Annotated in this window: 20 protein-coding genes; 12 read left to right on the top strand and 8 right to left on the bottom strand. The window is 71.3% G+C overall.

From position 1 onward, the window contains the following. The first annotated feature begins 63 nt into the window (after window positions 1-63). Complete coding sequence (locus tag PHZ_RS00355) at window positions 64-1,653, top strand: phytoene desaturase family protein (RefSeq protein ID WP_012520625.1); 1,590 nt, start codon at window positions 64-66, stop codon at window positions 1,651-1,653. Here the strand turns inward: PHZ_RS00355 and PHZ_RS00360 are convergent. The 4 genes from PHZ_RS00360 to PHZ_RS00375 are packed head-to-tail and all read right to left on the bottom strand — an operon-like array spanning window position 1,650 to window position 6,647. Beyond that, window positions 1,650-2,000, bottom strand: a complete 351-nt coding sequence (locus PHZ_RS00360) for an ArsR/SmtB family transcription factor (RefSeq protein ID WP_012520626.1) — start codon at window positions 1,998-2,000, stop codon at window positions 1,650-1,652. The genes PHZ_RS00355 and PHZ_RS00360 overlap by 4 nt on opposite strands. A gap of 19 nt (window positions 2,001-2,019) precedes the next feature. Next, a complete protein-coding gene (locus tag PHZ_RS00365; protein ID WP_012520627.1) occupies window positions 2,020-5,247 on the bottom strand; it encodes an efflux RND transporter permease subunit in 3,228 nt (1,075 codons plus the stop codon). Then, window positions 5,244-6,278: an efflux RND transporter periplasmic adaptor subunit gene (locus PHZ_RS00370; protein WP_012520628.1), complete on the bottom strand. Its 1,035-nt coding sequence runs from the start codon at window positions 6,276-6,278 to the stop codon at window positions 5,244-5,246. Before PHZ_RS00370 ends, PHZ_RS00365 begins: the two co-directional genes overlap by 4 nt. A gap of 6 nt (window positions 6,279-6,284) precedes the next feature. Further along, a complete protein-coding gene (locus PHZ_RS00375) occupies window positions 6,285-6,647 on the bottom strand; it encodes a rhodanese-like domain-containing protein (protein ID WP_012520629.1) in 363 nt (120 codons plus the stop codon). Window positions 6,648-6,800: 153 nt separating this feature from the next. Here PHZ_RS00375 and PHZ_RS00380 point away from each other — a divergent pair, with 153 nt between their 5' ends. The 5 genes from PHZ_RS00380 to PHZ_RS00400 all read left to right on the top strand — a co-directional run bounded on the left by PHZ_RS00380 (window position 6,801) and on the right by PHZ_RS00400 (window position 11,516). Further along, complete coding sequence (locus PHZ_RS00380) at window positions 6,801-8,087, top strand: NAD(P)/FAD-dependent oxidoreductase (RefSeq protein WP_012520630.1); 1,287 nt, start codon at window positions 6,801-6,803, stop codon at window positions 8,085-8,087. 5 nt (window positions 8,088-8,092) lie between these two features. Then, a complete protein-coding gene (locus tag PHZ_RS00385) occupies window positions 8,093-8,536 on the top strand; it encodes a thioredoxin family protein (protein ID WP_012520631.1) in 444 nt (147 codons plus the stop codon). A 25-nt stretch (window positions 8,537-8,561) separates the two neighbouring features. Next, a complete protein-coding gene (locus PHZ_RS00390) occupies window positions 8,562-8,765 on the top strand; it encodes a YgaP family membrane protein (RefSeq protein WP_012520632.1) in 204 nt (67 codons plus the stop codon). A gap of 172 nt (window positions 8,766-8,937) precedes the next feature. Next, window positions 8,938-10,320 (top strand): pyridoxal-phosphate dependent enzyme, encoded by a 1,383-nt coding sequence (locus PHZ_RS00395; protein ID WP_012520633.1) that lies wholly within the window; start codon window positions 8,938-8,940, stop codon window positions 10,318-10,320. Beyond that, complete coding sequence (locus PHZ_RS00400) at window positions 10,317-11,516, top strand: cystathionine gamma-synthase (protein ID WP_012520634.1); 1,200 nt, start codon at window positions 10,317-10,319, stop codon at window positions 11,514-11,516. Before PHZ_RS00395 ends, PHZ_RS00400 begins: the two co-directional genes overlap by 4 nt. A gap of 28 nt (window positions 11,517-11,544) precedes the next feature. Here the strand turns inward: PHZ_RS00400 and PHZ_RS00405 are convergent, their stop codons facing one another. Further along, complete coding sequence (locus PHZ_RS00405; protein ID WP_012520635.1) at window positions 11,545-13,914, bottom strand: transketolase; 2,370 nt, start codon at window positions 13,912-13,914, stop codon at window positions 11,545-11,547. A 213-nt stretch (window positions 13,915-14,127) separates the two neighbouring features. Between PHZ_RS00405 and PHZ_RS00410 the strand changes: the two genes are divergently transcribed. Beyond that, a complete protein-coding gene (locus PHZ_RS00410; RefSeq protein WP_012520636.1) occupies window positions 14,128-15,636 on the top strand; it encodes an MFS transporter in 1,509 nt (502 codons plus the stop codon). On the opposite strand, the gene PHZ_RS00415 is transcribed toward PHZ_RS00410, so the two are convergent. Then, window positions 15,595-15,972 carry a hypothetical protein gene (locus tag PHZ_RS00415; protein WP_012520637.1) on the bottom strand — a complete coding sequence of 126 codons (378 nt, stop codon included), beginning with the start codon at window positions 15,970-15,972 and terminating at the stop codon, window positions 15,595-15,597. The genes PHZ_RS00410 and PHZ_RS00415 overlap by 42 nt on opposite strands. Before the next feature lie 70 nt (window positions 15,973-16,042). Between PHZ_RS00415 and PHZ_RS00420 the strand changes: the two genes are divergently transcribed. The 3 genes from PHZ_RS00420 to PHZ_RS00430 are packed head-to-tail and all read left to right on the top strand — an operon-like array spanning window position 16,043 to window position 17,782. Then, window positions 16,043-16,702, top strand: coding sequence for an HAD-IA family hydrolase (locus PHZ_RS00420; RefSeq protein ID WP_012520638.1), 660 nt, complete (start codon window positions 16,043-16,045; stop codon window positions 16,700-16,702). Beyond that, entirely contained in the window at window positions 16,699-16,992 is a 294-nt protein-coding gene (locus tag PHZ_RS00425; RefSeq protein WP_012520639.1) for a 4a-hydroxytetrahydrobiopterin dehydratase, read from the top strand. The genes PHZ_RS00420 and PHZ_RS00425 overlap by 4 nt, the downstream gene beginning before the upstream one ends. A 13-nt stretch (window positions 16,993-17,005) precedes the next feature. Beyond that, window positions 17,006-17,782 (top strand): SDR family oxidoreductase, encoded by a 777-nt coding sequence (locus tag PHZ_RS00430; protein ID WP_012520640.1) that lies wholly within the window; start codon window positions 17,006-17,008, stop codon window positions 17,780-17,782. Between the two features lie 15 nt (window positions 17,783-17,797). Here PHZ_RS00430 and PHZ_RS00435 read toward each other — a convergent pair whose 3' ends face one another. Continuing rightward, complete coding sequence (locus PHZ_RS00435) at window positions 17,798-18,211, bottom strand: hypothetical protein (protein WP_012520641.1); 414 nt, start codon at window positions 18,209-18,211, stop codon at window positions 17,798-17,800. Window positions 18,212-18,303: 92 nt separating this feature from the next. Between PHZ_RS00435 and pseB the strand changes: the two genes are divergently transcribed. After that, window positions 18,304-19,356, top strand: coding sequence for a UDP-N-acetylglucosamine 4,6-dehydratase (inverting) (gene pseB, locus PHZ_RS00440; protein ID WP_012520642.1), 1,053 nt, complete (start codon window positions 18,304-18,306; stop codon window positions 19,354-19,356). A 1-nt stretch (window position 19,357) separates the two neighbouring features. Further along, on the top strand, window positions 19,358-20,515 hold the full coding sequence (pseC, locus tag PHZ_RS00445) for a UDP-4-amino-4,6-dideoxy-N-acetyl-beta-L-altrosamine transaminase (protein ID WP_012520643.1): 1,158 nt from the start codon (window positions 19,358-19,360) through the stop codon (window positions 20,513-20,515). Here pseC and PHZ_RS00450 read toward each other — a convergent pair. Beyond that, window positions 20,512-22,227: a hypothetical protein gene (locus tag PHZ_RS00450; RefSeq protein ID WP_012520644.1), complete on the bottom strand. Its 1,716-nt coding sequence runs from the start codon at window positions 22,225-22,227 to the stop codon at window positions 20,512-20,514. The two genes, pseC and PHZ_RS00450, sit on opposite strands and share 4 nt — an antisense overlap. Between the last annotated feature and the right edge of the window lie 98 nt (window positions 22,228-22,325).

A 22,325-nucleotide genomic window follows, 5' to 3' on the forward strand; every position in this document is an offset into this window, starting at 1 on the left:
GTTGCGGCCGAGGCCCGCCCCGTCCATTGCAGCTTCGACAGCGGTCGGACGGGGAGGCTGCGCGTGACGGACGCCATCGTGATCGGGGCCGGCCACAACGGCCTGACCTGCGCGGCCTACCTGGCCGCCGCCGGACTGAAGGTGACCGTCCTGGAGCGCCGCGGCGTCGTCGGCGGCGCGGCGGTGACCGAGGAATTCCATCCCGGCTTCCGCAACTCGGTCGCCAGCTACACCGTCAGCCTGCTGAACCCGAAGGTCATCCGCGACCTGGAGCTCGCCCGCCACGGCCTGCGCGTGGTCGAACGGAAGATGTCGAACTTCCTGCCTTTGGACGGCGACTCGCTGTCGGTGGGCGATGGACGCACGAAGGCCGAGGTGGCCCGCTTCTCGCCGCGCGACGCCGAGCGGCTCGACGCCTATGGCGAGCGCCTGGAACGGATCGCCGACGTGCTGCGCGAGCTGGTGCTGCAGACCCCGCCCAACCTCGTCGAGGGCGGCCTCGCCCAGGCGCTGCCCGAGCTCATCAGGAGCGCCAGCCTGGGACGGCGGCTTTCGAAGCTGGACCTCACCGCCAAGCGCGACCTCTTGGCGCTGTTCTCGCAGTCGGCGGGCGACTGGCTGGACGGCTGGTTCGAGAGCGAGCCGATCAAGGCGGTGCTGGGCTTCGACGGCGTGGTGGGCAACTACGCCAGCCCGTACACGCCGGGCTCGGCCTATGTGCTGCTGCACCACGTCTTCGGCGAGGTGAACGGGAAGAAGGGCGCCTGGGGCCACGCGGTCGGCGGCATGGGCGCGATCACCGCCGCGATGGCCGCCTGCTGCCGCGAGCGCGGGGTGGAGATCCGCACCGGGACCGGCGTCGCCGAGGTGCTGACGCAGAAGGGCCGCGCCGTCGGCGTGGTCACCGAGGCGGGGGAGGCCCTGAAGGCGCGGCTGGTGGTCTCGAACCTGCACCCGCAGCTGCTGTTCTCGAAGGTGGATGCGGGCGCCGTGCCGGCGGATTTCGCCGAGCGGATCGGCCGCTACCGCTCGGGGTCGGGCACCTTCCGGATGAACGTGGCCCTGTCCGAACTGCCCAGCTTCACGGTCAAGCCGGGGGCGGGCGACCACCTGACCGCCGGGATCATCATCGCCCCCAGCCTGGCCTACATGGACCGGGCCTACATGGACGCGCGCCGGGACGGCTGGTCGCGCGAGCCGATCGTCGAGATGTTGATCCCCTCGACCCTGGACGAGACCCTGGCGCCGGCCGGCCGGCACGTGGCCAGCCTGTTCTGCCAGCACGTGGCGCCGCAGTTGCCGGACGGCCGCTCGTGGGACGACCATCGCGACGAGGTCGCCGACCTGATGATCGCGACGGTGGACCGCCACGCGCCGGGCTTCGCCAGGTCCGTGATCGGCCGACAGGTGCTCTCGCCGCTGGACCTGGAGCGCACCTTCGGCCTGGTGGCCGGCGACATCATGCACGGGCGCCTGAGCCTGGATCAGCTGTTCTCGGCCCGGCCGGTGCTGGGGGCGGGCGACTACCGCACGCCGGTCCCGGGCCTCTACCAGTGCGGTTCGGGAACCCACCCGGGCGGCGGGGTCACCGGCGCGCCGGGCCACAACGCCGCCGCCGAGATCCTGCGCGACGTGCGCCGGCGGAAGGTCTAGCCGGCCGGCTTGCCGCGGTAGATCTCGCAGAGGGTGTCGATCACCCGGGCCGCGGCGGGGTCCTCGAGGCGGTAGTAGATCGTCTGGCCGTCCCGGCGGGTGGCGACCACGCCCTCGGCCCGCAGCTTGGCCAGGTGCTGCGAGGCGGCGGACTGGGCCAGGCCCACGTGGGCGGCCAGGTCGCCCACCGAGCACTCGCCCTCGCCCAGGCGGCACATCAGGATCAGCCGCTGCTCGTTGGCCATCAGCTTCATCAGCCGCGCGGCGGCCGAGGCGTGCCGCTCCAGCTCCTCGAGCTCGGCGGGCTTGGGCAGCTCCCGGGCGACGGCGGCGGGGACTTTGGTCATGGCCTTATTTTAGGGATCCCTAATGTTGCGCGCCAGGGGTCGGTCCGCTCGCCGGGCGGCCGTCGTCGCGCAGCACCACGTAGATCGCCGGGATCACCAGCACGGTCAGCAGGGTCGAGGAGGCCAGGCCGAACAGCAGGCTGATCGCCAGCCCCTGGAAGATCGGGTCGAACAGGATCACCGCCGCCCCGATCATCGCCGCGAGCGCCGTCAGCAGGATCGGCTTGAAGCGGATCGCGCCGGCTGTGAGCAGGACGTCGCGCAGGGCCCGGCCCTCGCCCTGCTGGTGGCGGATGAAGTCCACGAGCAGGATCGAGTTGCGCACGATGATCCCGGCCAGGGCGATGAAGCCGATCATCGAGGTGGCCGTGAACGGCGCGCGGAACAGCATGTGGCCGATCACGATGCCCACCAGGGTCAGCGGGATCGGCGTCAGGATCACCAGCGGCAGGCGGAAGCTTTTGAACTGCGCCACCACCAGCACGTAGATGCCGAGGATCGCGACGCCGAAGGCCGCCCCCATGTCGCGGAAGGTGACCCAGGTGATCTCCCACTCGCCGTCCCACAGGACGGTGGGCCGGCTCTCGTCCGTCGGCTGGCCGTTCAGGCGGATGTCGGGCTTGGGCAGCTTGCCCCAGTCGTGCGCCTCGATGGCGTCGTCGACGGCCAGCATCCCGTAGATCGGCGCCTCGTAGCGCCCGGCGAGGTCGGCCATGACCATCTCGGCGTCGCGGCCGTCGCGGCGGTAGATGGGGTAGGAGCCGGTCTCCCGGGTGGCCTCGACCACCTCGCCCAGCTCGACCAGGCGGCGGCCCTGCGGCGTCTCCGCGACGGCCACCGGCGTGGAGGCCAGCCGCTCGCTCCAGGTGCGGTCGGCCTGGGGCAGGCGCACGGCGATCTCCACCGGCGTGCGGCCCTCGCCGCGGTGCGAATAGCCGACCGTGCTGCCGCCCAGGATCGCGCCGATGGAATCGAACACCTGGCCCTCGGAGAGGCCGAAGAACTCGACCTGCTCGCGGTCGGGGGTCAGCCGCAGGCGCGGCCGCGGCTCGCCCCAGCTGTCGTCCACGTCGACGATGTAGGGCACCGACTGGAACAGCTTCTTGACCTCGGCGGCCACGGCCCTGCGCGTCTGCGGGTCTGGCCCGTAGACCTCGGCCAGCAGGGTCGCCAGCACCGGCGGGCCGGGCGGCGCCTCCACGACCTTGATCGAAGCGCCTTTCGGCAGGGGCAGCTTCGCGAGCCGCTCGCGAAGGTCGAGGGCCACGGCGTGGCTGGCGCGCTTGCGATCGGACTTGTGCGACAGCGCCACGGCGAGGTCGCCCTGCTCGGGCCGGCTGCGCAGGAAGTAGTGGCGCACCAGGCCGTTGAAGTTGAACGGCGAGGCGGTCCCGGCGTAGGCCTCCATCGAGACCACTTCGGGCACCGTCTGGGCGACGGCGGCGGCGGCGGCCAGCGTCCGGCGGGTGGCCTCCAGGCTGGTCCCCTCCGGCATGTCGACCACGACCTGCAGCTCGGACTTGTTGTCGAACGGCAGCAGCTTCACGGTCACCGCCTTGAAGGCGAACATCGACATGGCGACGAGGGTCGCCACGCCCACGCCGATCAGGAACAGCCAGGCGCTGCGGCGGGTGGCGATCACCCGGCCGGCGACGGCGCGGTAGGCGGCGCCCAGCCGCCCCTCGCCCTCGGCATGGCCGTGGCCCTCGGCCAGGGCCTTGCGGGCGAAGCGGATCATCAGCCAGGGCGCGATCACCACGGCCACGAAGAACGAGAAGACCATGGCCGCCGAGGCGTTCACGGGGATCGGCGCCATGTAGGGCCCCATCAGGCCCGAGACGAACAGCATCGGCAGCAGCGCCGCCACGACGGTCAGGGTGGCCACCACGGTGGGGTTGCCGACCTCGGCCACCGCCTCGACGGCGGCCTGGGTTCGGCTGCGGCCATCGTTCATCGCCCAGTGGCGGGCGATGTTCTCGATCATCACGATCGCGTCGTCGACGAGGATGCCGATCGAGAAGATCAGGGCGAACAGGCTGACGCGGTTGATGGTGTAGCCCATCAGGTTCGAGGCGAAGAGCGTCAGCAGGATCGTGGTCGGGATCACCACGGCGGTGACCGCCGCCTCGCGCCAGCCGATCGCGAAGCCGATGAGGATCACGATCGAAACCGTCGCCAGGCCCAGGTGGAACAGCAGCTCGTTGGCCTTCTCGTTGGCGCTCTCGCCGTAGTCGCGGGTAACGGCGACCTCCAGCCCAGCCGGGATCAGCGAGCCCTGCAGGGTCTCGACCTTCTCCTTGATGTGCTCGGCCACGACGACGGCGTTGGCGCCCTTGCGCTTGGCGATGGCGAGGCTGACCGCGGGGGCGTCGGTCCAGCGGCCGTCCCGCCGGGCGTAGCGCCACACGCCGGCCTGGTCCTCGCGCGGCGCCTGCACCACCTCGGCCACGTCGCGCAGGTAGACGGGCTCGCCGTTCACCGAGGCGACGGTCAGCAGCCCCACGTCGGCGGGCGAGGCGAGGGTGCGGCCGGCGGCCACCTCCAGGGCCTGGCCGCCCTCGCGGATCGATCCCGTCGGGAAGCTGCGGTTGGCCTGGCGCATGGTCTCGATCACCGCCGACAGCGGCACGCCGCGCAGCGTCAGCCGCTCGGGGTCGGGCTCGACGCGGATCTCGTCGGGGCGGCCGCCGACGATGAACGTCAGGCCGACGTCCTCGACCTTGGCGACCTCGGTCCGCAGCTTGCCGGCGATCTCGTAGAGGGCCTGGTCGGTCCAGCGCCCGGCGTAGCCCGGCTTGGGCGACAGCGTCAGCACCACCGCCGGCACGTCGTTGATGCCGCGGGTGACGACCTGGGGCTCGGGGATCCCGACGGGGATGCGGTCGTAGTTCGCCCGCAGCTTCTCGTGAATCCGCACGGCCGCGTCGTCCGGGTCCTCGCCGACGTCGAAGCGGGCGGTGACCAGCACCCGGTCGTCCTCGACCTGGGTGTAGACGTGGTCGACGGCGTCGACGCTCTTGACGATGGTCTCCAGCGGCTTGGCGACCAGCTCGGCCGCGTCGGGCGCGCGCAGGCCCGGCGCCTGCACCATGATGTCCACCATCGGCACGCTGATCTGCGGCTCCTCCTCGCGCGGGATCGACATCAGCGCGAGCAGGCCCATGGCGATCGCCGCCAGCAGGAATAGCGGCGTCAGGGGCGAGCGGATGGTCGCCTGGGTGAGCCGTCCGGAGATGCCGAGGTTCATCGCGCCGCCGACGGCTGGGCCAGCAGGACGTCGCCCGCGGCGGCGCCGGACAGGATCTCGAACTCCCGGGCGGTCGGACCGGGGGCGAGCTGGACCGCCACGTCGCTGGTGCGGCCGTCGGGCCCCAGCACGCGGACGAAGTCGACGCCGTAGCGGGTCGCGACGAACCGGGCGGGGACGATCAGGGCCGTCCGCTCGCCGACCTTCACGCGCACCCGCACGCGCTGGCCGACCAGGTCGGCGCGCAGGCCGGGCACGGCGATGTCGGCGGTGACCCGTCCGGCGCTGACGGCGGGGTAGACCCGGTCGATGGCCCCGACGGCGGCGGCCCCGGGCAGGTCGCCCGTCTCGACCGGAACGGGATCGCCCACCTTCAGCGCGCGGGCCTGGGCCTCGGGGATCTCCAGCCGCAGCAGCGGCTCGCCGGCGGTGATCGTCGCCACCGACTGGCCGGCGGTCACCACCGAGCCGGGCGGCACGTCGGCGGTCAGGACCCGGCCGGCCGTGGGGGCCAGGATCGCGCCCTGGGCCGAGAGCTCGGCGCTGGCCGAGCGCTGGGCGCGGGCGGCGTCGAGCTGCCCCTGGGCGGCGCGGGCCTGAGCCTGCGCCTGCTCCAGCCGCGCCTTGGCGTAGAACCCCTTCTCGTAGAGCGTCTGCACGCGGGAGAGCTCAGCCCGGGCGCGGGCGGCCTCGGCGGCGGCGGCCGCGGCCTGGGCCTCGTAGGCGCCCGTCTCGAAGGTCAGGCGCTGGTCGGTCACGACGCCCACGAGCTGACCCTTGCGGACCACGTCCCCCTCCTTGACCGCCAGCTTCACCAGCGTGCCGCCGATCCGCGCCCGGGCCTCGCCCAGGTCGCGGGTGGCCACGGTCGCGGCGACCGGCTTCAGGTCGGCCACCGTGCGCGGCGCGAGCGTCAGCCGCTCGCGCGCCGTGCTGACCACCGGGGTCTCGGCCGGCTTCGGCTCGGAGCCGCAGGCCGCCAGCGCCAGGGCGGCGGCCGTGAGGGCTGCGGGGATGAGGGGGCGGATCATCGCGGGTCAGCCGGCGTCCACGACCTGGCCCGTCGCCGGGTCGAAGCGGATGGTGGGCAGGCCCTCGCTGCGCCAGGCGGCGATGCCGCCGGCCAGGTGCGCTTCGGCGGCCACGCCTTCTTGCCGGCAGCGCTCGACAGCCATGGCCGACCGCTTGCCCGAGCCGCACTGGAACACCAGCGGGCGGTCGCCGCCGGCGGGCAGGGCCCTGGGGTCGAAGGTCGACAGCGGGAAGTTCAGCGCGCCATGGATGCGCTCGGCGGCGAACTCGGGCGGCTCGCGCACGTCGATCAGCACGATCTCCCGGTGCTGCATCTTCGCCCTGACCTCGTTGGGGGTCAGGTCCTTGATCCTCTGGCGTCCGAACATCGCGGCGTCTCCGGTTGATGGGCTTGTATATGCGTAGTTGCGCATATATTGATATATCAAGCCCGATCAAGGGCAGCTTCATTAGGCTCGCCGCGGCCGGAAAGCGTTGACTTCGCTCAAGGCGGACGGCGCGGACTCCCGCAAGGTATGCTCATGGAAACGCCCGTCCCCGTCATCGCCATCCTCGGCGCCGGTCTCGGTGGGACCATCGCCGCCTACGAAATCAAGGCCGCCGTCGGCGGCCGCGCCGAAGTCACGGTCGTCAACCAGGGCGACACGTTCCACTTCGTGCCGTCCAATCCCTGGGTGGCCGTCCGATGGCGCAAGCGCGACGCCATCGAGGTCAGGCTGCCCGAGGTGATGAAGCGCAAGGGCATCGGCTTCACCGGCGTGGGAGCCCGCCGGGTCCACCCGGCCGAGAACCGCATCGAGCTGAACGACGGCCAAAGCCTCGCCTACGACTATCTGGTGATCGCCACCGGCCCCGAGCTCGCCTTCGACGAGATCCCGGGGCTGGGGCCGCACGGCGGCTTCACCCAGTCGATCTGCCACGTCGACCACGCCGAGCGCGCGGCGGCCGCCTTCGACGCCTTCGTGAAGGATCCGGGCCCGATCGTGGTCGGGGCCGTGCAGGGGGCCTCGTGCTTCGGCCCGGCCTACGAGTTCGCGATGATCCTCGACACCGAGCTGCGCCGGCGGAAGCTGCGCGACCGCGTGCCGATGACCTTCGTCACCTCCGAACCCTACATCGGGCACCTGGGCCTCGACGGCGTGGGCGACACCAAGGGCCTGCTCGAGAGCGAGATGCGCAACCGCCACATCAAGTGGATCACCAACGCCAAGGTGGAGAAGGTGGAGGCGGGGGTCATGGACGTGGAGGAGGTCGCCGACGACGGCGCCGTGAAGGCCCGGCACGAGCTCCCCTTCGCCTTCTCCATGCTGCTGCCGGCGTTCCGGGGCGTTCCGGCGATCCATGGGATCGAGGGTCTGACCAATCCCCGCGGCTTCGTGGTGGTCGACAAGAACCAGCGCAATCCCGCCTTCCCGAACGTCTTCGGGCTGGGCGTGGCCGTGGCCATCGCCCCGACCGGCAAGACGCCGGTGCCGGTCGGCGTGCCGAAGACCGGCTTCATGATCGAGAGCATGGTCACCGCCATCGCCAAGAACCTGTCGGCCCTGGTGGACGGCGGGTCGGCGAGCGCCGAGGCGACCTGGAACGCCATCTGCCTGGCCGACTTCGGGGACAGCGGGGTGGCCTTCATCGCCCAGCCGCAGATCCCGCCGCGCAACGTCAACTGGTCGGCCGAGGGCCGCTGGGTGCACCTGGCGAAGGTGGGCTTCGAAAAGTACTTCATCGGCAAGGTGAAGCGCGGCGAGGCCGAGCCCTTCTACGAGAAGCTGGCGCTCGACCTCATGGGCGCCCGCAAGCTCAAGGCCTGACGCCCATGCGACAGCTCGTCTGCCACGCGTGCAACGCGGTGAACCGGATGCCGCTCGGCAAGGACCCGCTGGAGGCCAAGTGCGGCCGCTGCGGGGACCGACTGTTCGCGGGCCGGCCGATCGAGGTGACCGGCGCCGAACTGGCCGTCCACCGGGGATCGACCAAGGGCGCGGCCCTGTTGCTCGACGTCTGGGCGCCCTGGTGCGGCCCCTGCCGGATGATGGCGCCGCACTTCGAAAAGGCGGCCGCCCGGCTGGAACCGCAGGTGCGGCTGCTGAAGCTAAATTCCGAGCAGGACCCGCAGGCCGCCGCCGACCTGCAGGTGTCGGGCATCCCGACGCTGATCCTGTTCCGGGACGGCGGGGTCGTCGCCCGCCAGGCCGGCGCCCTGAGCGCCGACCAGATCGTCGCCTGGACCCAGCAGGCGCTCGCCAAGGCGCCCGCCTGAGACTGAGAGACAAGGAGCCTTCCGAATGACCCTCGACCGCGCCGTCTTCGTCTTCGCCGGCTGCATGATCCTGCTCAGCGTGGCCCTGGCCTACTACGTCAGCCCCTGGTGGATCCTGCTGGCGGTGTTCGCCGGCCTGAACATGATCCAGGCCGCCTTCACCGGCTTCTGCCCGGCGGCCATGGCGTTCAAGAAGCTGGGCGTGCGGCCCGGCGCCGCCTTCTTCTGAGCCCCGGCCACAACGACTGGGCGGCGCGTTCTGCCCTCTGGAGGGTGCGGTGCGGCAAGGAAATCGCGGTTGCGCCGCGCTTGGGCTTAATGTCTACCACCGCTAGCTGAACTCGAAGCAATCCGGTTCCGTTTCGTAGAGCCGTGCGCTTCCGCCACTCCAGAGGCTAGTCGTGACCGCCCAACCCCTGCCGCCGCCGGCGGACTCCGCGCTCGAGCTGATCGGGCGCACCCCCATGGTCGAGCTGCATGGCTTCGACACCGGCCCCTGCCGCCTGTTCGTCAAGCTCGAGAACGCCAATCCCGGCGGCTCCATCAAGGACCGCATCGCCCGCTCGATGATCGAGGCGGCCGAGAAGGACGGCCGGCTGAAGCCCGGCGGCACCATCGTCGAGGCCACCGCCGGCAACACGGGCCTGGGCCTGGCCCAGGTGGGCCTGCTGAAGGGCTACAAGCTGCTGCTGGTCGTGCCCGACAAGATGGCCCGCGAGAAGATCCAGCACCTGCGGGCCATGGGCGTCGATGTGCGCATCACCCGCTCCGACGTCGGCAAGGGCCATCCCGAGTACTACCAGGACATGGCCGCCGCCATCGCGGCGAAGCTGAACAACGCCGTCTACATCAACCAGTTCGAGAACCCGGCGAACCCGCTGGCCCACGAGACCACCACGGGTCCGGAGATCTTCGAGCAGATGGAGGGCGACGTGGACGCCGTCGTCGTGGGCGTCGGCTCGGGCGGCACGCTCACCGGCCTCGGCCGCTACTTCGCGAAGGTCTCGCCCAAGACCAGGATGGTGCTGGCCGATCCGGTGGGCTCGATCCTCGCCCCCCTCGTCAACGAAGGGAAGCACGTCGAGGCCGGCTCGTGGATCGTCGAGGGCATCGGCGAGGACTTCGTGCCCGACATCTGCGACCTCGACCTCGTCGAGAAGGCCTATGCGATCACCGACCAGGAAAGCGTGGCCACCGCCCGCGAGCTGCTGATGAAGGCGGGCATCCTGGCCGGCTCCTCGTCGGGCACCCTGCTGGCCGCGGCGCTGAAGTACTGCCGCGAGCAGACCGAGCCGAAGCGGGTCGTGACCCTCGTGTGCGACACCGGCTCCCGCTACCTGTCCAAGATGTACAACGACAGCTGGGTGGCCGAGCAGGGCCTGGCCGACCGCCAGCTGCACGGCGACCTGCGCGACCTGATCGCCCGCTCGGAGGGCGAGGCGGTCACGGTCGGGCCCGAGGACACCCTGCTCACCGCCTACAACCGCATGCGCCAGGCCGACGTCAGCCAGCTGCCGGTGATGGACGACGGCCGCCTGATCGGCCTGATCGACGAGAGCGACCTGCTGGAGGCCGTCGAGCGGCGCCAGGCCGAGGGCCGCTTCAAGCAGCCGGTGAGCGCGGCCATGACCGCCAAGCTCAACACGCTCCAGGCGAACCAACCGCTGGACGCCCTGCTGCCGATCTTCGAGCAGGACCAGGTGGCCATCGTCATGGACGGCCGGGACTTCCTGGGCCTCATCACCCGCATCGACCTGATCAACTACATGAGGCGCTCGGCGTGACCAGCGACAGCCCCAAGACCTCTCCCACGACCCTTGGCGGGAAGAACCGGCTGGAGTTCGCCACCCGGACCATCCACGGCGGCCAGAGCCACGATCCCAGCACCGGCGCGGTGATGCCGCCGATCTACGCGACCTCGACCTACGCCCAGTCCTCGCCCGGCGTGCACCAGGGCTTCGAGTACTCGCGCAGCCACAACCCGACCCGCTTCGCCTTGGAGCGGGCGCTGGCGGACCTGGAGAGCGGGACGAACGGCTACGCCTTCGCCTCGGGCCTGGCGGCCATCTCAACCCTGCTGGAGGTGCTGGACGCGGGCGACCACGTCATCGCCTCCGAGGACCTCTACGGCGGCTCGTTCCGACTGTTCGACAAGGTGAAGCGCCGCTCGGCGGGCCTCGAGTTCAGCTTCGTGGACCTGGCCGACGTCGCGGCCATCGAGGCGGCGATCACGCCGAAGACCCGGATGATCTGGGTGGAGACGCCCACCAATCCGCTGCTGCGGCTCGCGGACCTGGAGGCCATCGCCGACCTGTGCAAGCGCCGCGGCCTGATCGCGGCGGCCGACAACACCTTCGCCAGCCCCTACGTCCAGCGGCCGCTGGAGCTGGGCTTCGACGTGGTGATGCACTCGACCACCAAGTACCTGGGCGGCCACTCCGACGTGGTCGGCGGGGCGCTGGTGGTCGGCGACAACGCCGCCCTGCGCGACCAGCTCACCTTCCTGCAGAACGCCGTGGGCGCGGTGGCCTCGCCGTTCGACAGCTTCCTGACGCTGCGCGGGGTGAAGACCCTGGCGCTGCGCATGGAGCGCCATTGCGAGAACGGGATGAAGATCGCCCGCTGGCTGGAGGCGCGCGGCCACATCCGCCAGGTGATCTATCCGGGCCTGGAGAGCCATCCGCAGCACGCGCTGGCGAAGAAGCAGATGCACGGCTTCGGCGGCATGATCACCGCCATCCTCGACCGCGACCTCGACGGCACGCGGCGGATGCTGGAGCGGACCCGCCTCTTCACCCTGGCAGAGAGCCTGGGCGGGGTGGAGAGCCTGATCGAGCACCCGGCGATCATGACCCACGCCTCGATCCCGCCCGAGACCCGCGCGCGCATCGGCATCTCGGACGGCCTGATCCGCCTGTCCGTGGGCGTGGAGTCCGCCGACGACCTGATCGCAGACTTGGAGCAGGCGCTGGCTCCGTAACGGCGCTCCCCCTTCAGGGGGAGCCCCACTACAGGAACAGCTCCGCCGCCGCGTCGACGATGGCGTCCACGTCGAGGCGGTAGTGGCGGTAGAGGTCGGGCAGGTCGCCGACCTGGCCGAAGCTGTCGAGGCCGAGCGCGCTGACCCGCATGCCGCGCACCCCGCCCAGCCACGAGAGCGTGGCGGGCGAGCCGTCGACGACGGTGACGAGGCCGGCTCCCGGCGCCAGCCGCGACAGCAGCGCCTCGGCGTGGCTGCGCCGGCGCTCGCCGCGGGTCCAACGGCCGCGGCGCGCGTCCATCCAGTCGCGGTGCAGCAGGCCCGGGGAGACGACGTTCAGCACGCCCAGCCCCGGCAGGTCGTCGGCCAGCTGCTCGGCCGCGGCCAGCACCTCGGGCGCGACGGCGCCGCAGAACACGAGGGCCGCCTCGGAGCCTTCCGCCGGCTCGCGCAGCCAGTAGCCGCCCTTCAGCGCCGGCTCGCGCCAAGCGTCGTCGGACCGTTCCGGCTGCGACAGGCTGCGGGTCGTCAGGCGCAGGTAGACCGAGCCGCCGTCCGGCGCCTGCATGTGCTCGAACGACCAGCGCATGACCTCGGAGAGCTCGTCCACGAAGGCCGGCTCGAAATAGGTCAGGCCCGGCTGGCCGATGCCGATCAGCGGCGTGTAGATCGACTGGTGCGCCCCGCCTTCCGGGCCCAGCGTCAGGCCGGACGGCGTCGCCACCAGCATGAAGCGGGCGTCCTGGTAGCAGGCGTAGTTCAGGGCATCGAGGCCGCGGCTGATGAAGGGATCGTACACGGTCCCGATCGGCAGCAGCCGCTCGCCGAACAGCGGGGCCGTCAGGCCCAGGGCGCCCAGGTTCAGGAACAGGTTGTGCTCGGCGATGCCGAGCTCGATGTGCTGGCCGGCGCGCCCGCCCGCCCATTTCTGGGGCGAGGGGATCTTGGCGTCGCGGAACACGTCGGCGGTCTCGCGCCGGCGGAACAGGCCCCGCTGGTTCACGAAGCCGCCGAGGTTCGTCGAGACGGTCACGTCCGGGCTGGTCGTGACGATCCGGTCGGCGATCGGGTGGCCGCTCTTGGCGAGGTCCAGCAGGATGCGCCCGAAGGCGGCCTGGGTGGACTGCTCGGCGCCGTCCGGGGCGGGGAAGGCCTCGCGCGGCGGGACCGGCACGGGGGCCGCCCGGGGCCGCCGGTCGGCCTCGGCGGCGAAGGGGACGTCGCGCACGAAGGCCGCCAGCGCCTCGGCCTCCTCGGGCGGCAGGCCGGCGTAGGGCTCCCATTCGGCCCCCGCGGGAACGCCCATCGCCTCGCGCAGGGCTTCCACCTGGGACGGCGTCATCAGGCCGGCGTGGTTGTCCTTGTGGCCCTGCAGCGGCAGGCCGAAGCCCTTGACCGTGTAGGCGATGAACAGGGTGGGCGTGTCGTCGCGGGCGGCGGCGTCGAAGGCCTCGGTCAGGGTCTCGATGCAGTGGCCGCCGAGACCGATCATCAGCTGGTGCAGCGCCTCGTCCGAGAAGCTCTCGAGCAGGGCCGGGACGTGCGACTCGCGGCCGATGTCGCGGGTCAGGCGTGCGCGCCAGGCCGCGCCGCCCTGGTAGGTGAGCGCCGCGTATTCGGCGTTCGAGCAGGCCTCGATCCAGCTGCGCAGGGCCGCGCCGCCGGGACGGGCGAAGGCGCGCTCCTGGGCCTTGCCCCACTTCAGCGTCACGACCCGCCAGCCGGCGGTCTCGAAGATGTCGTCGAACCGGTCGAACATCCGGTCGGCGGTCGTCGCGTCGAGGCTCTGGCGGTTGTAGTCGACGATCCACCAGACGTTGCGGATGTCGTGCTTGTAGGCCTCGATGAGACACTCGTAGATGTTGCCCTCGTCCAGCTCGGCGTCGCCCAGCGTGGCGACGAAGCGACCCTCGCGCGCCGGATCCAGCAGGCCGTGGCCCTTCAGGTAATCCTGGGCCAGCGAGGCGAAGGCGGTGATCGCCACGCCCAGGCCGACCGAGCCGGTGGAGAAGTCGACGTCGTCCTTGTCCTTGGTCCGCGAGGGATAGGACTGGGCGCCGCCGAAGCTGCGGAAGGCCTCCAGCTGCTCGCGGGTCTGCCGGCCCATCAGGTACTGGGCGGCGTGGAAGACCGGGGAGGCGTGCGGCTTCACCGCCACCCGGTCCTCGGGGCGCAGCGCGTGGAAGTACAGCGCCGTCAGGATGGTGGTCATCGAGGCGCAGGAGGCCTGGTGGCCGCCCACCTTCAGGCCGTCGCGGCTCTCGCGCAGGTGGTTGGCGTGGTGGATGGTCCAGGTGGCCAGCCAGCGCAGGCGCTCGTCGATGCGCGTCAGGGCGCGGGTCCGGTCTGCGGTCCCGATGTTGTGACCGGCGGCGGGAACGGCTTGGGCGCGGGGCATGGAATGTTCCGGCGTCAGGGGTGAGGGGGACGAACGTGCGCCCATGGCGGCGCTTCGGGAACGTCGAACCCCCTCCTAGCAGGTTTCCGGGGCAGGCGGCAGTCGCAAGGATCGCCGCCGTGGGGATCGAAAGTGCGGTACGCCGCCGATTGACGGTCCCGCGGCCCTGAGGTTGGCTTGCGGCAAGGCGCCCGAGAGCGCGGGAGGATGCGGATGGTCGGCAAGCCGGCGGCGGGCGAACGCCTGCCCATGAAGACCAAGCTCGCCTTCGGGCTGGGCGGCGCGGCGGAGATGGTCGCGCTCTATTCGGTCTCCAGCTTCGCCATCCTCTTCTACAACCAGGTCCTGGGCGTGCCGGCCCATCTGGCGGGCCTGGCCATCTCGGCCAGCCTCGTGCTGGACGCGGTCTCGGACCCGATCGTGGGCTCGATCTCGGACCGGACGCGGTCGCGCTGGGGCCGGCGGCACCCCTACCTGTTCGCCGCCTGCATCCCGGTGGGGCTGTCGGTGTGGGCGATCTTCGCGCCGCCCGCCGGGCTGGGCCAGACGGGCCTGCTGATCTGGCTGGCGGCCGCGGTGATCCTGATGCGGCAGGCGATGACGTTCTTCTACGTGCCGCACCTGGCGCTCGGGGGCGAACTGTCGCCCCACTACACCGAGCGCTCCAAGGTCATGGCTTACTACAGCTTCTTCAACTGGGCCGGCGGGTCGCTGACCGTGATCGTGGCGCTGCGGGTGTTCTTCCCGACCACGCCCGAGTTCCCGCGCGGGCTCCTGAACCCCGAGCCCTGGGGCGCCTACGCCCTGACGATCGGCCTCGTCACCGGCGGCGTGCTGCTGATCTCGGCCTGGTTCACCAAGGACCGCATCCCCCACCTGCCGAAGGCCCAGCCGGGGCAGCCGGCGTTCAGCGTCGGCGGCTTCCTCAGCGACATCCGCAAGGCGCTGGCCAACATCAACTACGTCTGGCTGCTGGTGGCCTACTTCTTCGTGGCCCTGATGATCGGCCTGCGCGAGGGCCTCAGGCTCTACGTCGCCACCTACTACTGGGATCTCTCCAGCGAGGAGCTGTCCTGGTTCGTGCTGGGCAGCTTCGTCGGCTACCTGACCGCCTTCCTGTTCGCGCCCCTGCTGCACGGGCGCATCGACAAGAAGCGCACCATCATCATCGCCGCCCTGATCTACGCCCTCGTGCCGCCGATCCCGATCATCCTGGGCATGATGGGCGTGCTGCACCCGGGTCAGGCCGGTCTCGTGCCGCTGCTGATCGCCTTCGCGGCGGTGCAGTACGGCGCCATCAGCGTGCTGCAGATCAGCGTCATGTCGGCCCTGGCCGACGTCGCGGACGAGAACGAGCTGCGGTTCGGCCTCCGCCAGGAGGGAATCCTCTATTCGACCCGCACCATGGCCGGGAAGATCGACATGGCCGTGGGCACCGCCGTCGCCGGCTGGGTGATCACCCTGATCAACTTCCCGATCGGGGCGAAGACCATCGCGGACGTGCCGTCGGACGTCCTCTTCAACCTGGCCCTGTGGGACAGCGTCATGGCCGCCGTGCCCGGCGTGATCGCGGCGTTCTTCTACTCGCTCTACAGGATCGACCGGCGGACCTACGAGGCCACCAAGGCGGCGCTGGAGGAGCGCCGGGCGCGCCAGCGGGCCGAGGCGGAGGGCCAGGGCTCAGGCGTGATCCCGGGCGCGGCCCCGGCGCCGGCGGAGTAGCGTCGCCGCCGCAACCACCGCGGCGACCCCGACCGCGTCGGCCAGGAAGTCGAGGGGATCGCCCTGCCGGCCCGCGCCCATTCCCGCCTGCAGCGCCTCGATGGCTGCGCCCAGGACCAGGGCGAAGGCCGAGACGGCGAGCAGCCGGCGGGGCCAGAACGCCAGGCCCAGGAGGACCAGGCCGGCCCAGGTGAGCGCGTGCTCGGCCTTGTCCCAGACGTCGAGCGCGACGTCAGGCAGGGCGTCGGTGGGCGCCAGGCAGATGTACAGCACCACCGCCGTGGCCGCGGCATAGGCGGCGAGGCGGACGGCGAGGGGCAGGCGGTCGGGGCGCATCGGCCCTTAGTTGCACGGCCGGCGCAGCCTCTCTAGACCGCTGGTGACGATCAGGAAGGCGGAGCGGCGGATGAGCATCGAGGCGGTGATCTGGGATTTCGGCGGGGTGTTCACCTCCTCGCCCTTCGAGGCCTTCAACCGCTACGAGGCCGAGAAGGGGCTGCCGCGGGACTTCATCCGGCGGGTGAACGCCACCAACCCCGACCACAACGCCTGGGCGCTGTTCGAGCGCAACGAGATCGACGCCTTCCGCTTCGACGAGCTGTTCCTGGCTGAGTCCACGACCCTGGGCCATCCGGTCCCCGGCCGCGAGGTGCTGCCGCTGCTGTCGGGCCAGCTGCGCCCGCGGATGGTGGCGGCGCTCAAGGCGTGCAAGGCGCAGTTCAAGGTGGGCTGCATCACCAACAACGTCGTCTCCGAGCACAGCCCCGGCCAGGACGAGGGCCAGCGGATGGCCGGCGCCATGGCCCAGGTGATGCCGCTGTTCGACGCCATCATCGAGAGCAGCAAGGCCGGCGTGCGCAAGCCCGACCCGCGGATCTACCTGATGATGTGCGACCTGCTGGACGTGCGGCCCGAGGCCTGCGTCTACCTCGACGACCTGGGTATCAACTGCAAGCCGGCCGCGGGCCTGGGCATGCAGGCCATCAAGGTGACCACCGAGGCCCAGGCGCTGGCCGACCTGTCGGCCATCGTCGGCCTCGACTTCCCCGAGGAGGAGCCGGCATGAGCCGCCCCAAGAAGATCGGCGCCGAGGCGGCGCTGGCGCGCCTGCCGACCTGGGCCAAGGCCGAGGGCGGGCGCGATGCGATCTGCAAGACCTTCCGCTTCAAGGACTTCAACGCGGCCTTCGGCTTCATGACCCGGGTGGCGATCCGGGCCGACCAGCTCGACCACCATCCGGAGTGGTTCAACGTCTACAACCGGGTCGAGGTGACCCTAGCCACCCACGACGCCGACGGCGTCACCGAGCTGGACATGACCCTGGCGGGGTTCATGGACGAGATTTCGGGGAACTAGGAGGAAACAGACGATGGCCCGACGGGTCGCGGGCAAGAAGGCGTTCATCACCGGGGCGGCGCAGGGACTGGGGGCGGCGTTCGCGCGCAAGCTGGCGTCCGAAGGCGCCAAGGTGAGCCTGGCCGACATCAACGTGGCGGGAGCGGCGGCGGTCGCCGCCGAGATCAACGCCGCGCAGGGCGAGGGGACGGCGTTCGCCTTCCCGCTCGACGTGACCAAGGAGGAGCAGTGGATCTTCGCCCTCGAGGAGGCCGACGCGGCCATGGGCGGGATCTCGGTGCTGGTGAACAACGCCGGCATCAGCCGCGGCGGCAATATCGAGGAGCTCAGCTTCGAGGACTGGAAGCTGGTGATGGGCGTCAACGTCGACTCGGTCTTCCTCGGCACCAAGCACGCGCTGAAGTATCTGCGCCAGAACCAGCCCGGCTCGATCGTCAACATCAGCTCGATCGCGGGTCTGATCGCGGCCCACAACACCCCCGTCTACAACGCCTCGAAGGCGGCGGTCTGGCTGCTGTCGAAGGGGATCGCGCTGCACTGCGCCAAGCAGGGGCTGGACGTCCGCTCGAACTCGATCCACCCGACCTTCATCGACACCCCGATCCTCGATCCGCTGCGCCAGCGGTTCGGCAAGGAGGAGGCCGAGGCCAAGCTGGCCCGCCAGGTGCCGCTGGGCCGCATCGGCGAGCCGGACGACATCGCCAACGCCGTGCTCTACCTGGCCTCGGACGAGAGCCGGTTCATGACGGCGGCAGAACTCAAGCTGGACGGCGGCATCTCGGCGATGTGAGGCCGCTGCTGGGCGTCAGTTCACCAGCACGGCGCCCAGCAGCACCTTGGCGCCGGCGCGGCCCAGCACCTGGTCCGTCTGCTGCTGCAGGGCGCGGGCGATGAAGTCGACATTGGGCGGATGGCCGGCCGGCAGGCCCGCGGCGTAGGTCCGGACCGTGGCGGCGAAGGCTGACCGCAGGCGGGGCATCGAGGCCTCGGCGCGTTCCCTCAAGGACGCGTCCGGTATGTCGAGTCCGCACTCCACCGACAGCGACCCGCGGCGGCCGTCCGGCCGCACGGTCGTGCCGAGCAGGGTCTGGATCGGGACGTAGGGCGAGCGGGTGGCCGGCTCGTCCTTCTTCTTGCCGGCCGCGCGGGCGGCGCCGGGCAGCAGGGCGGTCCCCACGGGGATCAGCGCGATCAGGCCTGCGAGGCGGCGGCGGTCCATGGGGCGATGATGGCCCCGCGCATGGTTAGCGGTCTCTTTACGCGGCGGGCCGGACAGTCGGCTCCGATACGAATCGCTGCCGGGAGCCCCGCTTGGGACGATTTGCGCCGACCGCCCTGGACCTCGACGGCAAGGTCATCCTCGTGACCGGCGGCACCGGCTCGTTCGGGCGCCGCTTCATCGAGACCGTCCTGCAGCGCTCGACGCCCCGCAAGCTGATCGTCTACTCGCGCGACGAGCTGAAGCAGAGCGAGATGCAGATCGACCTCGCCGAGCGGTTCGGGCGCGAGAAGCTGGCGCACATGCGCTTCTTCCTGGGCGACGTGCGGGACCGCGAGCGGCTGAGCCTGGCGTTCCGCGGCGTCGACGTGGTGATCCACGCCGCCGCCCTGAAGCAGGTGCCCGCGGCCGAGTACAATCCCTCGGAGTGCATCCACACGAACGTGCTGGGCGCCGAGAACGTGGTCCGCGCCTGCCTCGCCAACCGGGTGCAGAAGGTGGTGGCGCTCTCCACCGACAAGGCCTGCAATCCGATCAACCTCTACGGGGCCACCAAGCTCGCCTCGGACAAGACCTTCGTGGCGGCCAACAACCTGTCGGGCGACATCGGCACGCGGTTCTCGGTGGTGCGCTACGGCAACGTGGTCGGCTCGCGCGGCTCGGTGGCGCCGCTGTTCCAGCGCCTGATCGCCCGCGGCGCGGCCGAGCTGCCGATCACCGACCCGCGCATGACCCGGTTCCTGATCACCCTGGACGAGGGCGTGGACTTCGTCCTCTCGTCGCTGCAGCTCATGCGCGGCGGCGAGATCTTCGTGCCCAAGATCCCTTCGATGAAGGTCGTGGACATCGCCGCCGCCATGGCGCCGAAGCTGCCCACCAAGGTGATCGGCATCCGCCCGGGCGAGAAGCTGCACGAGATGATGATCTCGTCGGACGATGCGCGCACCACGCTGGACCTCGGCGACCGCTACGTCATCGAGCCGGCCTTCGCCGAGTACACCCGCGAGCCGCTGGAAGGCGGCGAGGTCGCGGAAGGCTTCTCCTACGCCTCGGACACCAACGACGACTGGCTGGGCGCCGAGGCCTTCCTCGCCATGCTGGGCGAAGACGCCCCCGAGCGCCGCCGCCGGCGCGCGACCGACTGAGGTGGCGGTGCTTCCCTACGGCCGGCAGACGATCGAGGACGACGACATCGCCGCCGTCGCCGAGGCCCTGCGCGGCGACTTCCTGACCACCGGCCCGACCGTCGAGGCGTTCGAGCGGGCGTTCGCCGAGGTGGTGGGGGCAAGGCACGCCGTCGCCTGCGCCAACGGCACGGCGGCGCTGCACCTGGCCATGCTGGCGCTGGACGTTCGCCCCGGCGAGGCGGTGATCGCGCCTGCCATCACCTTCCTGGCGACGGCCAATTGCGCCCGGTATGTCGGCGCCGAGGTGGTGTTCGCCGACGTCGATCCCGACACCGGCCTGATGACGCCGCAGACCCTGGCCGAGGCGCTGGGCCGGCTGGACGGGCGCCGGCTGCGGGCCGTCCTGCCCGTCCACCTGCGCGGCGACGCGGCCGAGCTGCCGGCCCTGGCGGACCTGGCCCGCAGCGCCGGCGCGGTGCTCGTCGAAGACGCGCCGCACGCCCTCGGAACGACGATGCGCTTCAGCGATAGGGCGGAACGGGTCGGCGATGTGCGCCACTCCGCCATGGCGACGTTCTCGTTCCACCCGGTGAAGACCATCGCCACCGGCGAGGGCGGCATGGTCACGACGAACGATCCCGAGCTCGCCACGCGCCTGCGGACCTTCCGCAGCCACGGCATGGTCCGGCCCGAGGGCTGCGAGCCCTGGTGGTACGAGATGCCCGAGCTGGGCTTCAACTACCGCCTGCCCGACGTGCTGTGCGCCCTGGGCCTCTCGCAGCTGAAGAAGCTGCCCAGGTTCGCGGCGCGGCGACGGGCCCTGGCCGGCCTCTACGCCGAGGCGCTCGCGCCGCTAGCGCCGGTGGTGCGTCCCGCGGCCCGCCCCGCCTGGAGCGATCCGGTGCTGCACCTGATGACCGTGCTGATCGATTTCGAGGCGGCCGGCCGCACGCGCCTTGAGGTCGTGGAGGCCCTGAAGGCGCGCGGGATCGGCAGCCAGGTGCACTACATCCCGGTCCACCGCCAGCCGTACTACCGGGACCGGTACGGCGCCCTGGAGCTGCCCGGGGCCGAGGCCTGGTACGCGCGCTGCCTGTCCCTGCCGCTCTATCCGGGGATGGCGGATGGCGACGTGGCGAAGGTGGCGGGCGCGCTCGAGGAGGCGCTGGGCCTCTAGGCCGCCAGGCCCGCCTGCTGGATCAGCTCGCGCATGCTGTCGACCTGGTCCGGGGTCTGGGACAGCTCGATGCGGATGTCGTCGTGGCGGGCGAGCTTCAGCGCCTCGACCTTGGCGCGGCCGGCCGCGGGGCCGAGCGGCGCGGTCTCGCCGCTGGCGAGCTTCAGCAGCAGGGTGAGCCGCTGGACGGCCGAGGCGTTGGCCTTGACGATGCTGGCCACCAGCCGGGCCTCGGCCTCGACCTGCCCGCCGAGTTCGCCCAGGCGGGTCTGGATCGGCACGAAGTCCTCCTCGACGAGGCCGCAGCGGGCCACCGCGCGCTGGAGGGCGGCGAGCTGGGCGAGGCGCACCGCCGGGCTGTCGGCGCCGTCCTGGCGCATCTCCTTCTCGAAGCGCAGGGACTGCACCACGGCCTTCAGCCAGCGGCCGGCCTGGCGCTTGTTGGCGGCGCCGATGACGTTCTCGGTCAGCCAGATCAGCGCCTCGACTTCCTCGCGGGAGGTTTTGCCCTGGCCGAGGTAGGCCTCAACGAAGTCGCCGGTGATCAGCATCCGCGAGCGGGCGGAGAAGGCGGCCTGGACATCCTCCAGGGGCAGCAGCTTGCCCGAGGCCGCGGTCAGCGACATGGCGAGCGCCCGCAGGACATCGATCTCGGCCTCGGCGTCGCCGGGCTTCAGGCGGCGGGGCCCGTTCAGTTCGCGCAGGATGCGCTTGCCCAGCGCGGTGCGCACGTCGGCGAAATCCTCGGTGGAGAGCCATTTGGCGAGACGCTGCGCGGGGGGCGCGAGCTCGGGCATGACCTTGGCGACTGACCGCTCGACGCGGATGAGCGACTCCACCGATTCATAGGCCGCAAGGCGGGTGACGGCGGCCAGGCCCGAGCCGAGGTCCAGCCCCTTGCCCAGCAGGTCGCCGAGCCCGGGCTTGGATTCCAGGATCTCGGCCAGCGGCTGTTCCAGCACCGACAGGGCGAGAGCGCGGGCGGCGTGGCCCTTGGGAGCGGCGTCGGCCAGGTCCAGCAGCCGCAGCACCTTCTCGGACCAGTTGTTCGCCGGCGCGATGGAGGCCGCGACGCCGGCGCCCAGCAGGTAGACCCGCTCGGGCTCCTTGGCGAGGCGTTCGGCGGCGGCCGCGAAGCCTTCCCTGTCGACATCGGGCAGGGCGCCGCGGCGGTGGTCGCCCATCAGGCGGTCGACGGCGCGGTCGACCAGCTGGTGGAACACCCGCATCAGCTCGTGGACCGTCATGCCGCGGGCCTGGGCCTCGGGCACGGCCAGCTTCTGGATCGCGTGCTGCAGGTCGATGCCGGAGGCCTCCAGCTTCTCGACCAGGTCGGGGCGGTGCAGCAGCTCGAAGGGCGTGGCGTTGTTGCGCTCGAGCCAGCCCTCGAGGAGGCGGCCGATGCGCTCGCGCGCATGGATGGTGTAGAGGTCCTGGGGCGTCACGCAGAGCGGCTGGACGTCGACCTGCGGCTTGGGCTTGCGGGCGGCCTCGGGTGCGCCCAGCTTCAGTATGGCGACGCTCTGGAACTCGCGCGTGTCCTCGTCGAGGGTCTCCTTTGTCACCTTGGCGGCGGCGCAGCGACCCTCCTTGAACATGTCCTCCGCAGCCTGCATGGCGGCCGTGCGGTTCTCCGTGGCCATCTCCAATGTCCACGGCGCGCCGGGGGTTTTCCGGACGAACACCTCGAAATGCACGCTGAATCCATCCATGCCAGCATCCCCCCGGACGCTGGCACGTTGCTAGAAACAGCTTAAGGGCGTGTTGACTTCACGCAGCACCTGAACCCCGGCCCCATTGAGGCCACGGT

The organism is Phenylobacterium zucineum HLK1 (assembly GCF_000017265.1).
Classification (GTDB): domain Bacteria; phylum Pseudomonadota; class Alphaproteobacteria; order Caulobacterales; family Caulobacteraceae; genus Phenylobacterium; species Phenylobacterium zucineum.

What these genes read in the sequence shown, in the direction of transcription:
- PHZ_RS00420 (WP_012520638.1), top strand. Translation starts at nt 16,043, where the DNA reads ATGAGCATCGAGGCGGTGATCTGGGATTTCGGCGGGGTGTTCACCTCC.
- PHZ_RS00375 (WP_012520629.1), bottom strand. Translation starts at nt 6,647, where the DNA reads ATGTTCGGACGCCAGAGGATCAAGGACCTGACCCCCAACGAGGTCAGG.
- PHZ_RS00380 (WP_012520630.1), top strand. Translation starts at nt 6,801, where the DNA reads ATGGAAACGCCCGTCCCCGTCATCGCCATCCTCGGCGCCGGTCTCGGT.
- PHZ_RS00405 (WP_012520635.1), bottom strand. Translation starts at nt 13,914, where the DNA reads ATGCCCCGCGCCCAAGCCGTTCCCGCCGCCGGTCACAACATCGGGACC.
- PHZ_RS00450 (WP_012520644.1), bottom strand. Translation starts at nt 22,227, where the DNA reads ATGGATGGATTCAGCGTGCATTTCGAGGTGTTCGTCCGGAAAACCCCC.
- PHZ_RS00415 (WP_012520637.1), bottom strand. Translation starts at nt 15,972, where the DNA reads ATGCGCCCCGACCGCCTGCCCCTCGCCGTCCGCCTCGCCGCCTATGCC.
- PHZ_RS00430 (WP_012520640.1), top strand. Translation starts at nt 17,006, where the DNA reads ATGGCCCGACGGGTCGCGGGCAAGAAGGCGTTCATCACCGGGGCGGCG.
- PHZ_RS00410 (WP_012520636.1), top strand. Translation starts at nt 14,128, where the DNA reads ATGGTCGGCAAGCCGGCGGCGGGCGAACGCCTGCCCATGAAGACCAAG.
- PHZ_RS00425 (WP_012520639.1), top strand. Translation starts at nt 16,699, where the DNA reads ATGAGCCGCCCCAAGAAGATCGGCGCCGAGGCGGCGCTGGCGCGCCTG.
- PHZ_RS00385 (WP_012520631.1), top strand. Translation starts at nt 8,093, where the DNA reads ATGCGACAGCTCGTCTGCCACGCGTGCAACGCGGTGAACCGGATGCCG.
- PHZ_RS00365 (WP_012520627.1), bottom strand. Translation starts at nt 5,247, where the DNA reads ATGAACCTCGGCATCTCCGGACGGCTCACCCAGGCGACCATCCGCTCG.
- PHZ_RS00390 (WP_012520632.1), top strand. Translation starts at nt 8,562, where the DNA reads ATGACCCTCGACCGCGCCGTCTTCGTCTTCGCCGGCTGCATGATCCTG.
- PHZ_RS00435 (WP_012520641.1), bottom strand. Translation starts at nt 18,211, where the DNA reads ATGGACCGCCGCCGCCTCGCAGGCCTGATCGCGCTGATCCCCGTGGGG.
- PHZ_RS00360 (WP_012520626.1), bottom strand. Translation starts at nt 2,000, where the DNA reads ATGACCAAAGTCCCCGCCGCCGTCGCCCGGGAGCTGCCCAAGCCCGCC.
- PHZ_RS00370 (WP_012520628.1), bottom strand. Translation starts at nt 6,278, where the DNA reads ATGATCCGCCCCCTCATCCCCGCAGCCCTCACGGCCGCCGCCCTGGCG.